At 69.6% G+C, this 13371-nt stretch carries 15 protein-coding genes and 1 pseudogene; 6 read left to right on the forward strand and 10 right to left on the reverse strand.

Annotated elements, in window-relative coordinates; genetic code table 11:
• A partial coding sequence (locus RJ05_RS08320) for a biotin/lipoyl-containing protein (protein ID WP_036535154.1) occupies positions 1 to 480 on the reverse strand: 480 nt, incomplete at its 3' end.
• Positions 481 to 777: 297 nt separating this feature from the next.
• Between RJ05_RS08320 and RJ05_RS08325 the strand changes: the two genes are divergently transcribed.
• Positions 778 to 1131, forward strand: coding sequence for a hypothetical protein (locus tag RJ05_RS08325; protein WP_036535156.1), 354 nt, complete (start codon positions 778 to 780; stop codon positions 1129 to 1131).
• 83 nt (positions 1132 to 1214) lie between these two features.
• Here RJ05_RS08325 and RJ05_RS08330 read toward each other — a convergent pair whose 3' ends face one another.
• Together RJ05_RS08330 and RJ05_RS08335 are read right to left on the reverse strand one after the other, a co-directional pair.
• Complete coding sequence (locus RJ05_RS08330; protein ID WP_036535158.1) at positions 1215 to 2726, reverse strand: leucyl aminopeptidase; 1512 nt, start codon at positions 2724 to 2726, stop codon at positions 1215 to 1217.
• A 9-nt stretch (positions 2727 to 2735) separates the two neighbouring features.
• Positions 2736 to 3548: a TetR/AcrR family transcriptional regulator gene (locus tag RJ05_RS08335; protein ID WP_036535159.1), complete on the reverse strand. Its 813-nt coding sequence runs from the start codon at positions 3546 to 3548 to the stop codon at positions 2736 to 2738.
• A gap of 328 nt (positions 3549 to 3876) precedes the next feature.
• Between RJ05_RS08335 and RJ05_RS08340 the strand changes: the two genes are divergently transcribed.
• The 3 genes from RJ05_RS08340 (at position 3877) to RJ05_RS08350 (ending at position 6949) form a co-directional block, all read left to right on the forward strand.
• Complete coding sequence (locus RJ05_RS08340; protein ID WP_036535161.1) at positions 3877 to 4485, forward strand: GNAT family N-acetyltransferase; 609 nt, start codon at positions 3877 to 3879, stop codon at positions 4483 to 4485.
• A gap of 60 nt (positions 4486 to 4545) precedes the next feature.
• Entirely contained in the window at positions 4546 to 5646 is a 1101-nt protein-coding gene (gcvT, locus tag RJ05_RS08345) for a glycine cleavage system aminomethyltransferase GcvT (RefSeq protein WP_036535163.1), read from the forward strand.
• Between the two features lie 202 nt (positions 5647 to 5848).
• Entirely contained in the window at positions 5849 to 6949 is a 1101-nt protein-coding gene (locus RJ05_RS08350; protein ID WP_036535164.1) for a branched-chain amino acid aminotransferase, read from the forward strand.
• A gap of 63 nt (positions 6950 to 7012) precedes the next feature.
• Here RJ05_RS08350 and RJ05_RS08355 read toward each other — a convergent pair whose 3' ends face one another.
• Positions 7013 to 7726: an MBL fold metallo-hydrolase gene (locus tag RJ05_RS08355; protein ID WP_036535167.1), complete on the reverse strand. Its 714-nt coding sequence runs from the start codon at positions 7724 to 7726 to the stop codon at positions 7013 to 7015.
• 291 nt (positions 7727 to 8017) lie between these two features.
• Between RJ05_RS08355 and RJ05_RS32170 the strand changes: the two are divergent.
• Positions 8018 to 8311: pseudogene (locus RJ05_RS32170) on the forward strand (hypothetical protein); the annotation flags it as partial.
• An 11-nt stretch (positions 8312 to 8322) separates the two neighbouring features.
• On the opposite strand, the gene RJ05_RS08360 reads toward RJ05_RS32170, so the two are convergent.
• From RJ05_RS08360 to RJ05_RS08380, 5 genes are all read right to left on the reverse strand, one after another.
• Positions 8323 to 9072, reverse strand: coding sequence for an adenosylcobinamide-GDP ribazoletransferase (locus RJ05_RS08360; RefSeq protein ID WP_036535170.1), 750 nt, complete (start codon positions 9070 to 9072; stop codon positions 8323 to 8325).
• Positions 9073 to 9229: 157 nt separating this feature from the next.
• A complete protein-coding gene (gene cobT / locus RJ05_RS08365) occupies positions 9230 to 10330 on the reverse strand; it encodes a nicotinate-nucleotide--dimethylbenzimidazole phosphoribosyltransferase (protein WP_051016352.1) in 1101 nt (366 codons plus the stop codon).
• Positions 10331 to 10394: 64 nt separating this feature from the next.
• Positions 10395 to 10721: a hypothetical protein gene (locus RJ05_RS31745; RefSeq protein WP_174343913.1), complete on the reverse strand. Its 327-nt coding sequence runs from the start codon at positions 10719 to 10721 to the stop codon at positions 10395 to 10397.
• 115 nt (positions 10722 to 10836) lie between these two features.
• On the reverse strand, positions 10837 to 11382 hold the full coding sequence (locus tag RJ05_RS08375) for a bifunctional adenosylcobinamide kinase/adenosylcobinamide-phosphate guanylyltransferase (protein WP_036535173.1): 546 nt from the start codon (positions 11380 to 11382) through the stop codon (positions 10837 to 10839).
• A gap of 100 nt (positions 11383 to 11482) precedes the next feature.
• On the reverse strand, positions 11483 to 12442 hold the full coding sequence (locus RJ05_RS08380) for a helix-turn-helix domain-containing protein (protein ID WP_036535175.1): 960 nt from the start codon (positions 12440 to 12442) through the stop codon (positions 11483 to 11485).
• A gap of 86 nt (positions 12443 to 12528) precedes the next feature.
• On the opposite strand from RJ05_RS08380, the gene RJ05_RS30760 reads away from it, so the two are divergent.
• Positions 12529 to 12693 (forward strand): hypothetical protein, encoded by a 165-nt coding sequence (locus tag RJ05_RS30760; protein ID WP_156090812.1) that lies wholly within the window; start codon positions 12529 to 12531, stop codon positions 12691 to 12693.
• Positions 12694 to 12696: 3 nt separating this feature from the next.
• Here the strand turns inward: RJ05_RS30760 and RJ05_RS08385 are convergent, their stop codons facing one another.
• Entirely contained in the window at positions 12697 to 13365 is a 669-nt protein-coding gene (locus tag RJ05_RS08385) for a DUF3043 domain-containing protein (protein ID WP_036535178.1), read from the reverse strand.
• Positions 13366 to 13371 lie beyond the last annotated feature (6 nt).

Genomic DNA, 13371 nt, shown 5'->3' on the forward strand with positions numbered 1-13371 from the left:
CTTGAGCCAGCGGGTGACGGTGCCCTCGGTGACGGATTCGCCGAGTTCGGGCATGTTCACCGGGGTGCCGGAGGCAGCGTCACCGGAAGCCTGCGCGGCGGGAGCCTGTTCGGCGGGAGCGGGGGCTTCTTCGGCAGGAGCCTGTTCGGCCGGGGCCTGCGCGGCGGGCTCGGGTTCGGGGGCCGGTTCCGGGGCGGCGGCGGGCTCGGGGGCCTCGGCCGGTGCCGGTGCGGCGGCTTCGCCCGCATCGGTGATCACGCCGAGCTCGCCACCGACCTCGACGACATCATCTTCCTGGGCGACGATCTTCGACAGCACACCCGCCGTGGGGGACGGGATCTCGGTGTCGACCTTATCGGTGGAGACTTCGAGCAGCGGCTCGTCGACCTCGACCGTGTCTCCTTCCTGCTTCAGCCACCTGGTCACCGTTCCCTCGGTGACGCTCTCACCAAGAGCGGGCATCTGGACGGAGAAGGCCATGTCCGTTGACTCCTCTGACTGCTCGACGGGTCTACAACAGTTCGTACCCCGGTGGTAGCTCGCCGCGGGTCGTGGCGAATTACCGGCCACCGATCATTGTGCGTGACACAGGCATTGTGTGCCGCGCTCTTCGATCAGCGCGTGGCTTACGGGGGTCCGTGTGGTTCTTGTACCGGGAACCATCCTTGCACTTATGGGCTCGCGACGTCGCAGAGGGCGTCCCTCAGCCGGGAACTGGCAATATGGACTTACCGGTAACAACGACGGTTCCGGCGGGGGACGAGGAGGTCAGCGCGCGTGGGTTTGCTCGATCGTTTCCGCCGGGGTGCGCGCAAGCAGGTGAAAGCTACTCGCGGGTATGGAAATGACGCCCGCTATCTCGCCGACTGGGTGCGCACCCACACCGGCGTCGAGGGCTTCATCGAACCGAAGACGACGCTCACGGACGTGACTGTGGTGCTGGTGGCCGCCGACGGTGAATGGACGCGCCGGGCCATCGGTGCGCGCGGTGCCCAGAATCTGGCCCGCGACCTCGGTATCCCGGTCTACGACGTGCACAAGACCGGCTATCCGCAGCGCATGCGCGATTACGACGCCCGTCGGCGCATCGAACGTAAACGCCAGATCGAGCGCGATCTGGAAGATCTGTAGAACGCCGCCGGGTGCAGGGCCGTGACGACACCTGGCGGGACGGAGTCCCGGACGCGAACGCCGCGCCCGCCAGGTGCTGACCGCTACTCCGCGGCGATGTCTTCCAGCACAGCGATGAGCGTGCGCACCGGAACACCCGTGCCGCCCTTGCCGATGTAGCCGAACGGGCCGCCGGTGTTGTAGGCCGGGCCTGCGATATCGACGTGCGCCCATTGCACGCCCTCCGGCACGAACTCCTTCAGGAACAGCCCGGCCGCGAGCATGCCGCCCCAGCGGTGCGGGGTGACGTTGGCCAGATCGGCGACCTTGGAGTTGAGGTCGGAGCGCAGTTCGGCGGGCAGCGGCATGGCCCAGCCGTTCTCACCGACCTCGCGCGAGAGGCGGGCGACGCGATCGCGGAAGTCGTCGGTGCCCATCACGCCCGGGGTGCGGGTGCCGAGCGCCACCATCTGCGCGCCGGTGAGGGTGGCGACGTCGATGAGGTAGTCGGGCTCGTCCTCGCCGGCGCGGGCAATGGCGTCGGCCAGGATGAGCCTGCCCTCGGCGTCGGTGTTGATCACCTCGACGGTGGTGCCGCCGTACTGGGTGAGCACGTCACCGGGACGCTGTGCGGTGGCCGAAGGCATGTTCTCGGCCATCGGCACGGTCGCGGTGACGGTGATCGGCAGGCTCAACCGCGCCGCGAGCAGCGCGGTGGCCACGACCGCGGCGGCGCCTGCCATGTCCGAGGTCATGTTCTCCATGTTCTGCGCGGGCTTGATGGAGATGCCGCCGGTGTCGAAGGTGATGCCCTTACCGACCAGCGCGACCTTCTTCGGGCCGCCCTCGTAGGTCAGCCGCACCAGCCGCGGCGGGCGCGAGGAGCCCTTGCCGACGCCGATGATGCCGCCGTAACCGCCTGCCTCCAAAGCCTTCTCGTCGAGCACCTCGACCTCCAGCCCGGCGGCCTCGGCCAGCACCTGGGCGCGCGCGGCGAACTCGGCGGGGTAGAGGTGGCTCGGCGGGGTGTTGACGAAATCGCGTGCGGTGGCGACGGCTTCGGCCACCAGCTGGGCGCGCAACAGCTCGGTGATGCCGAAACCCGGCTCGGGCACCAGCAATTCGACGCGCACCACCGGGCGCTCGTCCGGCTTGGGGGCCGTCTTCTCGGAGCGGAACGGGGTGAAGGAGTAGGCGCCAAGATAGAAGCCCTCCGCCGCGGCGGCGAGGTCGAGCCCGGACAGCGTGGTCGACACCAGTTCGGTGCCCGTCAGCGAACGCGCGGCGACACCGGCGGAGCGGCGGATCTGCTCGGCGTCGAGCTTGTCGGGGCTGCCGAGACCGACTGCGAGGACGCTGGTGACACGGTCGAGCGCGGCGGGCGCGGGAATGCGGATCAGCTCCTCGGCCTTGCCTTTGGCGCCGACGGCACCGAGCTGGTCGAGCAGTTCCGCGCGCACCTCCGGACCGAGCACGTCACTGAACAGGTCCTCGGGCACGATGGCCGGACCGTCCTCGGAGGACGTCAATCCGATGACGAGCACATCGGTGTCGGGGCCGATGGATTCGGTGCGATGCAGTTCGGGGCCCAGCGGGCGATCAGCGACAGCGGTCATGGCCTCAGGCTAATCGCGGTCTCGCCGGTAGCGGGCGGCGACGCCGTCGAGCAGCAGGTCGATGCCCGCGTCGATGACCCCGTCGAAGTCGATCTCGGGTGGCCCGGTGTCGGCGAACAGTTTGCGCATCACCGGCCGGGCGGCCGGATCGAGCAGCTCGGCCAGCTCCGCGTGCACCTGCTCGCCGGGATGGGCGTCCGGGGCGAGCGCGCGCTCCGCGTACTCCGCGCTCCACATCAACGCGATGCCCTGGACCAGGCCGGACAGAGCGAGGTAGATCGACAGGATCTCGAGCGGAGTCATCGTGGGCTGGTCCAGCGCGCTGAATGTGCGCTCCAAGATGTCGAACAGTGCGGGACCGACCGGCGGCCTGGTGCGCGCCAGCACCGGCAGCAGCCATGGATGACGCTGGTAGAGCTGCCATTCCTGGCGTGCCTCATAGGCGACGCGGTCGCGCCAGCCGGTCAGCTCCGGTGGCGGGGGTGGTACCTCGGCCAGGACCAGCTCGGCCATCGCGGCCAGCAGGGCCTCGCGGTCGGCGTAGTGGCGGTACAGGGCCGCGGTGGCGACGCCGAGTTCGCCGGCCAGCCGCCGGGTGGACAGGCCGTCGAGGCCGAGGCGGTCGGCCAGCTCGACGGCGGTGCGGGCGATGGTGACGGCGGTGAGGGATGCACCGGTGGCGTGGCGGCGGGCGGGGGCGGTGCGATGCGCGGGGGTGAGGGCGTCGCGGCGGGCGCGGTAGGCGCGGGCCTGGCAGGAGCGGGAGCAGTAGCGGCGGCGGCGTCCGCGGGACGGGTGGGCGAGGCCTTGTCCGCAGGTCACACACGCGTCCGAGGGGGCGCTTTCGGTCGTCGCAGCGGGGACGGTGCTCGATGGCGCTGCTCGATCGGTTCCGCCGTGCGCGGCGGGTGCGCGGCGAGGGTGTCCGGGCGTCGTGCGCCCGGTACTCGATGGCACGCTCCGGTCGGCTTCGCCGCGTGCGCGGCGGGAGCTTTCGGGTACTACGCGCGGCTCGCCGGTCGTGCCGCTGTCGGGGGTGGTCGACGCCGCCATTTCATCACAGTAAGCAGTGTGACGAAATGATGGCAAGGGCATTGTCGTCGCTCTACTTTGGCAGCCGTACACACTGTTCACGGCGGGAGGAAATGCTATGGGTGACACGCTGACGGTGCGTCGGGCGAGTGAGGCGGATCGCGATGCGGTGGTCGAGGCGTTCGGCAAATGCTCCGACGAGGCGGTGACGGCCTGGGTGTTGGAGGGGCACTCGATCGAACCGTTCATCGACCAGCACGTGCCGATGATCATCGATCGCGGCCTGAAAGAGGACGAGATCTGGATCGCTGGGGCCGGCGAGGACATCTGGGCGGTGTCGATCTGGCAGTACGTCACGTCACCGGAGCGGTTCGTGGCCGATGCGGAGGAAGCGCGGGCGATGCGGGAGCAGGCGCCTGATCTCAGCGTCGCGCGCAGGTTGGAGGCGGTGACGTCACTGCTCGCCGCCGAACATCCGCGGGAATTCCCGCACCAGTACCTCCAGGTGATCGTCACCGTGCCGGAACATCGCGGCAAGGGTGCGGGCGCGGCGATTCTCGGCGACCGACTGAAGGTCTACACCGAACAGCAGGTGCCCGCCTTTCTCGAGGCCAGCACCGAACGCTCCTCGCGGCTGTATGCGCGGTGCGGGTTCGAGGCCACCGGGAAGACGCATCCGCTGCCGGAGAACGGGCCGACGCTGATTCCGATGTGGTTCCGGCCGTGATGCGATGATCCGACGCCAGGGCCGGGCGGGGCGCGCGTCGCGGCGGGTTAAGCTCGCCGGGTGAGCGACGCTGACCTGCTGCAAGGGCCGATCCATGATCTCCACGTCGAACTGGGTGCGACTTTCGCGCCGTTCGGTGGGTGGGAGATGCCGGTGTCGTACGCGGGGACCGTCGCCGAGCATCAGGCGGTGCGGACCACGGTCGGGCTCTTCGACGTCAGCCATCTGGGCAAGGCGACGGTGCGCGGGTCCGGCGCCGCGGACTTCGTCAACGCGACGCTGACCAACGATCTGGCGCGGATCCGTCCCGGCAAGGCGCAGTACACCCTGTGCTGCACCGAGGACGGCGGCGTCATCGACGATCTGATCGCCTACTACGTCGCCGACGACGAGATCTTCCTCGTCCCCAATGCCGCCAACACCGCGACCGTCGTGGCCGAAATGCGGAAGGTGGCCCCCGAAGCGATCACGGTGACCGACGAGCACCGCGACTACGCGGTGTTCGCGGTGCAGGGCCCGCGCTCCACCGAAGTCCTCACCGCGCTCGGCCTGCCGACCGACCTCGAGTACATGGCCTACGCCGATGCCGAATGGGAGGGGCGTCCGGTGCGGGTCTGCCGCACCGGCTACACCGGCGAACACGGCTACGAGCTGCTGCCGCGGTGGGCCGACGCCGAGCCGCTCTTCCGTGCGCTGGTGCGTGAGGTGCGGGCCGCCGACGGGCAGGTCGCCGGGCTCGGCGCGCGCGACACCCTGCGCACCGAGATGGGTTACCCGCTGCACGGGCACGAGCTGTCCACCGAGATCAGCCCGGTGCAGGCGCGAGTGGGCTGGGCGGTCGGCTGGAAGAAGCCGCAGTTCTGGGGCAAGGCTGCGCTGGAGCAGGAGAAGGCGGCGGGGCCGAAGCGAATCCTGTTGGGGCTGAAGGCGCTCGATCGCGGCGTGTTGCGGCAGGGGCAGCAGGTGCTGCTCGGGGAGGACGTTGTGGGCGAGACCACCTCGGGAACGTTCTCGCCGTCGCTGAAGGTGGGCATCGCGCTCGCCCTGCTCGACACCGAGGCCGCGCTCGAGCCCGGCGCCGAGGTCGCGGTGGATGTGCGCGGGCGCAGGCTGCGCTGCGAGATCGTGCGCCCGCCGTTCGTCGAGGTGAAGGCGAAATAGCCGGCGTCGTCCTGCCGGCCGACATCGTCACCCGACCGATCCGGCGACGCCGCTGATTCAATGCTGCCGGTGCCGACGGCGACCGCGCCCGGTGACTATCCGGCTGTCATCGGACGGGGACGACGCCCCCTGTCGTGTCTCGGCCACCAGCGCAACCAAACGCGCTGAAAAGCGGCGAAACCTCGACCGATAAGATCGCCTTATGACCGCTGCTGCACAGTTCACCCGTATTCCGCATCCGGCGCCGCTTCCGGAGCAGCGGGTACAGGAGATACTGACGGCACCGGGCTTCGGCCGGTACTTCACCGATCACATGGTGTCCATCGACTACACCGAGGCCGAGGGCTGGACCAACGCTCGCGTGGAGCCCTACGGGCCGCTGTCGATGGATCCGGCGACCATGGTGTTCCACTACGGCCAGGCCATCTTCGAAGGCTTGAAGGCCTACCGGCAGCCCGACGGTGGCGTCTCCTGCTTCCGGATCGACGCCAACGCCGCCCGCTTCCGCCGGTCCGCGCGCCGCATGGCGATGGCGGAACTGCCCGACGAGCTGTTCATCGAATCGGTGCGCCAGCTGCTCGAGGTCGATGAGCGCTGGGTGCCCGCCGCAGGCGGCGAGGAGTCGCTGTATCTGCGGCCGTTCATGTTCGCCACCGAGTCCGGCCTCGGCGTGAAGCCCGCCGCGGCCTACAAGTACCTGCTGCTCGGCTCACCCGCCGGCGCCTACTTCCCACGTGGTGTGAAGCCGGTGCGGGTGTGGCTGTCCACCGAATATGTGCGCGCAGCTCCCGGTGGTACCGGCGAAGCGAAGGTGGCGGGCAACTACGCGGCCTCGCTGCTTGCCCAGGCCGAGGCCACCGCGAAGGGCTGCGACCAGGTGGTGTGGCTGGACGCCTGCGAGCGCCGCTACGTCGAGGAGATGGGCACCAACAATCTGTTCTTCGTCTTCGGGTCCGGTTCCGAGGCCCGCCTGGTGACGCCGGAACTGTCGGGTTCACTGCTGCCGGGCATCACCCGCGACTCGCTGCTCACTCTTGCCGCCGACTCCGGCTACCAGGTCGAAGAGCGCAAGATCTCGGTGGAGGAATGGCGCAAGGGCGCCGAATCCGGTGAGATCACCGAGGTTTTCGCCTGCGGCACCGCCGCCGTCATCACGCCGGTCGGCTGGGTGCGCTCCGGTGATGAGGAGTTCGCCATCGGCGGCGGTGAGCCCGGAGAGGTCACCATGGCGCTGCGCGAGACCCTCACCGGAATCCAGCGCGGCACTTTCGCCGATATCCACCAGTGGATGCGCCGTCTGTGACGGTGCCCGCCATTCCGGCCGGCCGACGGTGGCCGGCACCGGCCGGAGGGGCGAATCGGTGGATCAGCCGGGCATGAGCGCCTGCCATTCGGCCAGCGACGTCGGCCGCAACACATAGTTGTTGGCGCGGATCGTGTCGAGAGAGGCGTTCGGATCCTGGCTGTACCAGTGGCCGGGATAGACCGTGGGATTGCCGTCCAGTTCGGACAGATAGCGCAGGCTGCGGAACATTGCCTCGGAATCGCCACCAGGGAAGTCGGTGCGCCCGCACCCGTCCACGAACAGCGTATCGCCGGCGATCAGGCGGTTGTCGAACAGGAAGCACTGGCTGCCCGGCGTGTGCCCGGGGGTGTGCAGCAACTCGATGTCGAACGCGCCGACGCTGACCTTGTCGCCGTGGTCGTGTCCGGTGAGTTCGCTGGGTGCTATCCCGGTGACATTGGCGACCCACGGCAGTTCCTGATTGTTGACATGCACTGCGACGCTGGTCTTTTCGAGTAACTCACGCACTCCGCGCAGGGTGAAGCCGAGCATGGTGCCACCGACGTGGTCGGGATGGTGGTGGGTGGCGAGCACCCCGGTCAGCCGCAGTCCGTCGTTGTCGGCGATATCGGCCAGCTCACCGGCGGCATACGCCGGATCGACCACCACGCACTCGCCGGTATCCCGGTCGCCGATCAGATAGGCGAAATTGCGCATCTGTGTCGCGATGGGATCACCGACGGCGAAATCCCGTCCGGACAACAGCTGACGAAAGTACAGGCGCTCGGCTGACATACCCGCCACTGTAGGGCCATGGGTATCAGCGGTGTCGGGTCAGCTGGCCGATTCGACACCGTACGACACACCGGATCGGGGATTCGCCCAGGTAGCGCGCCCCTCGGTGACTGGGACGGTTGCTGCGGAGTCGCCCGGAGTTGGTTGCAACGCGAGCGTGCCGGGCGAAGGTACCTTTCGCCCACCTCTGAGCGACAAGGCGATCCGGCTGTCGCTCAGAGGTGGGCGAACACGACTCCTCCCGAGCGCAGGCGCGGCGAACTTGTCGTACCCCATGTGCACACTGGGCGTATGGGCGGGGAGGAAATCTGCACGATTTCGGGAATCGAGCTGCGGTACGTGCTGACGTGGGCCATGTTCCAGGCCGGACGGCCGGTCACCGTGGCCGGGCTCACGGTAGATCTGGAACGCGCCGGGTTTCGAGTGCGCGGACGGTCGTCGAAGACCGTGTCGGACGCGTTGCGATGGGAAATCCGGCGTGGACGTGTCGTGCGTTGCGGACGTGGGATCTATCGGCCGGGTCGTATGCCTCGCCAGACGGCCGCCCGGATCCGCGACCGGGTGCGACGATTGCGTGTGGCAGCCGCGCGAGCGGTTCAGTGGCCCAGCGAGAAGCCGAGCGCGGCGACCGCGGTGGTGGTCTCGACGATGCCGCCGAGTACGTCGCCGGATAATCCGCCGAACCTGTGCACACAGTGCCGGGCGATGATGAGTGAGACGACCATGGCGACCACGACGATGCTCGGACCCAGCCAGCGATGGTCCGGCACGGCGAAGAATCCGGCCGCCACGGCAGCGAGCCCCCAGGCACCCGCGACGACAAGCGATTGCGTGCCCGCAACCAGCGCGCCGAATCCGGTGCCCGGAGCTGCCGAGATGCCGCGCCGGCACGCGGTGACAACAGCGACCCGGGCGACTACCACCGCCAGCACCACAGCGAACCACCGGTTTGCCTCGGCCAGCGCCGCGAACGACAACCCCTGCAGCCCAATGGCGAAGACGATGGCGGCGACGCCGAACGGTCCCGCGCTGCCGCTCTTCATGATCTCGCGGGCCCGCTCCGGCGGGCCATAGCTGCCGAGGCCGTCGGCGGTATCGGCGAGCCCGTCGAGGTGCATGCCCCGCGTGGCCAGCGCGAGCAGACCGACGGCCACCAGACCGGCAACCGCGCCGCTCGCGCCCGCTGCCGTGAGCAACCACAGCGCACCGGTCGCGAGCAGGCCGAGCGCCGCGCCGACGGCAGGCGCCCAGGCGATGGCGATCCCCGCGCTGCTGCGATCGATGGTGTCCGGTCCGCGGACCGGCAGCACCGTCAGCCAGGAGAACGCCAATCGGGGGCCGATCATGGGGCGGTCTCCGCCGGTGCATGCGTGGTGATCGGGCGGATGCCCCGGCGAGCGGTGGTGGCTCTTCTCGGTGTGTGCGGGGGCCCCGCGGGGAATTGGTGTGGGCGATGCGCCGTAGGGGCAGATGGTGCCGGCGTGTTGCTTCTCGACCTGCCCATCATTTGTGCAGGTCGACGGCGGGCACTGCGTCCGAGGTGCTCACGCCCGCCTCGTCGAAGGTGGCCATATCGGCGAGAGTGGCGACGGCCGCGCGCAGGATCGGGAGCGCCGTGAGGGCGCCGGAACCCTCGCCGAGGCGCATCTCGAGATCGATCAACGGCTCCAGCCGCAAGTTGGTCAGGGCGAGGGCGTGGGCGGGTTCGGTGGAGCGATGTCCGGCCAGCCACCAGTCGCGCGCTCCCGCGGCCAGGTCTTCGGCGACCAGCGCGGCGGCGGTGACGACGAGTCCGTCCAGGATGACCGGGGTGCGGCGGACCGCGGCCTGGGCGAGGAAGCCCGCCATGGCGGCGATATCGGCGCCCGCCGCGACGCGCAGCAGATCGACCGGATCCTTCGCGACCGGGCGGGCGCGGCGCATGGCATCGCGGATAGCGGCGACCTTGCGGATCCAGCCCGCATCGTCGACCCCGGTGCCGCGCCCGACCGCGGCGACCGGTTCGGTGTTGGTGAGGGTCGCGATCAGCACGGTCGCGGGGGTGGTGTTGCCGATGCCCATATCGCCGGCGATCAGCAGGTCGGCACCCGCATCGATCTCCTCATCGGCGATGGCGCGGCCGGCGGCCAGTGCGGCGGTGACCTCGTCGGTGGTGAGGGCGTCCTCGCGGTCGATGCGCCCGCTGGACCGGCGCACCTTGTGCTGCGAGATGCCAGGATCGGTCTCGGCGTCGACCGCCATATCGACCACCCGCACCGTCGCGTCGGCCACCCGGGCCACCGCGTTTACCGCCGCCCCGCCGCCGAGGAAGTTGGCGACCATCTGCGCGGTCACCTCGCTCGGATACGCCGAAACCCCCTGCTGGGCGATCCCGTGATCACCGGCGAACACCACCACCCGCGCCCGCTCGAACTGCTTGGGTGGGCACACGCCCTGACAGGCCGCGACCCAATTGCCCAGCGTTTCCAGCCGTCCCAGCGCACCGGCGGGCTTGGTCAGCCGGGCCTGCCGCTGCTGCGCCGCCGCCCGCACCTGCGCGTCCGGCGCCACCACCGCCCCGAATCCGTCTGTCACTGTGCCGAGCTCCTCCGGTCGCGCCTGCATCACTGCGCACCATCTTGCCCGGCGACGATCATCTGCCGCCTACCGCCCGTCACGCCGGCATCGCTTATCGGTTCGCCAGCAATTCCCGGGCCAGCGCCTCACTCCACCAGCGTTCGACCCGTTCGGGTGACCAGCCCCGCTCGACGGTGCAGGTGGTGTAGACGTCGATACTGCACAGCGCGGCGTAGATGTCGGTGGCGGTCGCGATATCGAGGCCGGGACGCAGGGTGGCATCGGGCCAGGACGAGAAGACCTCGACGCGGGTGCGATCGCCCAGCGTGCGCGCGCGCTCGTAGACGTCGGCCAGTTCCGGTTCGGTGCGGCCGGCTTCGCGCACCAGCTCGATGAGATTGCCGGCGCGTTCGAACAGCCTGCGGTCATAGCCGGCCATGGCGGCGGGTTGCCCGGCGGGATCGGCGCGCTCTTCCAGTTCGGCCAGTTGCTGCGGCAGGTCGGCCGCCAGTCGGATGCAGCACCGAACTGTTGCGGTGGTGAGTGCTGTTCGCTCAGCCCAGGCGCAATGGTAGGCCCGCGACGATGAGGACGGCTTCGTCGCATACCTGGGCGAGGCGCTGGTTGAGAGTGCCGATCTCGTCGCGGAAGAGGCGGCCTGAGCGGGTGGCGGGGATGACGCCCATCCCCACTTCCGGGCTGACGATGACCAGGCGATGGTCGTAGGCGGCGACGGCGGCGACGAGGGCATCGGTGTCGGGGGAGACGGTGCCGCGCGGTTGCTCCCAGGCGTCGTGGGCGTCGATGCGAGCGGTGAGCCAGGTGCCGAGGTCGTCGATCAGGGTGGCGCCGGGGAACGGGTCGGCGAGAACCGTTGCGGTATCGGCGTTCTCGACGGTCTCCCAGTCGGCGGGGCGGCGCTCACGATGCTTGGCGATGCGTTCGGCGAAATCGGTGTCGCTGGGGTCGGGGATCGCTGTGGCGATATAACGCACCGGGCCACCCGTCACCAGCGATTCCGCGTAGGCCGACTTCCCCGATCGCGCGCCGCCGAGGACGAGCGTGCGACCTGTGGGAGTTGGTTGAGGGGTGGGCGGCACCCGTCCACGCTATCAACCCGCCCGCCGGAGGACGGCCGCCGAACGCGCCTGCCGGGAGCATTGCGTGCCGGTACCCGGCGACGCGGCACCGCCCGGCGCGCTACCGCGTCCCACCGCCGAACCGGCGCCGATACTCCGTCGGCGCGATACCGACCACGCGCTGGAAGTGGTGGCGCAGCAACGCCGCCGATCCGAATCCGGCACGGGTGGCGATCTGTTCGAGCCCGAGATCGGTGTCTTCCAGCAGGTGTTCGGCGAGTTGCACGCGCTGGGTCGTCAGCCATTTGACCGGTGTGGTGCCGGTTTCGGCGGCGAAGCGGCGTGCGAAAGTGCGGGTGGACATGGTCGAGCGGGCGGCGAGGGATTCGACGGTGTGCGGGAGGTTGAGGTTGTCCTGCATCCATTCCAGCCTGGTGCGCAGGCTGTCGGAGGCGCAGTCGGGGACCGGGCGTTCGATGAATTGGCGCTGGCCGCCGTCGCGTTGCGGCGGCACCACCATGCGGCGGGCGATGCCGTTGGCGGCGGCGCTGCCGATTTCCCGGCGCACCAGATGCAGGCAGGCGTCGATGCCGGCGGCGGTGCCCGCGCTGGTGATGAGGTTGCCTTCGTCGACGAACAGCACGTCGGGGTCGACCGTCGCCTCCGGGAATCGCGCGGCGAGTTGGTCGACGTAACGCCAGTGGGTGGTGCATTTACGTCCGTCGAGCAAACCCGCGGCGCCCGCCAGGAAGGCGCCGGAGCAGACGGTGAGCACGATGGCACCGGCCTCGGAGGCCGCGCGCACGGCGGCGACGACGACGGGGTCGTGGTCGGTGGTGGCGGGAAAGGCGGGAATCGCCACCAGATCGGCGGCGGCGAGTTCATCGAGACCGTACTCCGGCGTGACGGTGACGCCCGGCGAGGTGGCCGGCAGCGGCCGCCCGGGCTCGCGCCCGCACACCCGGAAGTCGAAGCCGGGCAGGCCGTCGGCGGTGCGGTCGAGGCCGAAGACCTCGCAGATCACCCCGAACTCGAACATGGCCAGCCGCTCGGACAGGACGACGGCGACCCGGGACAACATGACGCCAGTCTATCTGGCCGAATATTGGTGAAGTATGTCAGTACTGCCACTTTCGGCCGTATATCGTCGAGCGAAAAATTACTGCCATGACTGGATTGGTGATAACCCTGGTGGCATTGGCAGCGTTCCTGGCAGCGATCGGCTGGATCGGCTTCGGCCGGATCGGCTCGACGGACATCATCGATCGCGACGTCGAACGAGCGCGTGACGAACTCGCGGCGATGCGTTCTCGACGGCGCGCGGGTGAGTGAAACTCAGACCGCGTCGCCCGGGCCGACCCGCGGCTTCGGCGCCCGCATCTTGCGGATCTGTGACGCACGCACAAAGGCGTACCACCCCAGCCGGAACCCGGTGTCGGTGGAATCGGGGAACCGCTCGCGGACCCGGTTGTTGACGATGCGGCCGAGCATCACGCCCTCGATGGCCATGAACAGCATCATGACCAGCATGGCCAACGTCACGATCGACTGCAGCGCCGGAGCGGCGAACATCGACAGGATCAGCACCAGCGCCATCGGCATGAACAGGCCGACGAGGTTGCGGCGGGCGTCGACGATATCGCGGACGAACGCGCGCACTGGGCCCTGATCGCGGGGCAGCAGGTACTTGTCCTCGCCGGCCAGCATGCGGGCGCGCCGGTCCTGGGCGGCGGCGCGGCGCTCGGCGGCGGCCGTCTTGCGCTCGGCCTTGTTGCCCCTGGTGGCTTTGCGCCGGGCACGGGCCTCTTTCGCGGTGAGCGGAGCGGGCGCGACCGGGCCGCGACGCCTGCCTTCGGCGTCACGGCGTTTCGGGGTGGGACGGCCCTTACCCGCGGTGGCGGTGGCGGCCTGCCGCGCGGAACTCGCGGCGGGATCGCCGTCCGCGGTCGTGCGGTCGGCGGGCTCGTCGGTGGTGCTGGAGTCGCCGCGGCGGAACAATTTCACAGCAAC

The organism is Nocardia cyriacigeorgica NBRC 100375, from assembly GCF_000308555.1.
GTDB lineage: Bacteria > Actinomycetota > Actinomycetes > Mycobacteriales > Mycobacteriaceae > Nocardia > Nocardia cyriacigeorgica.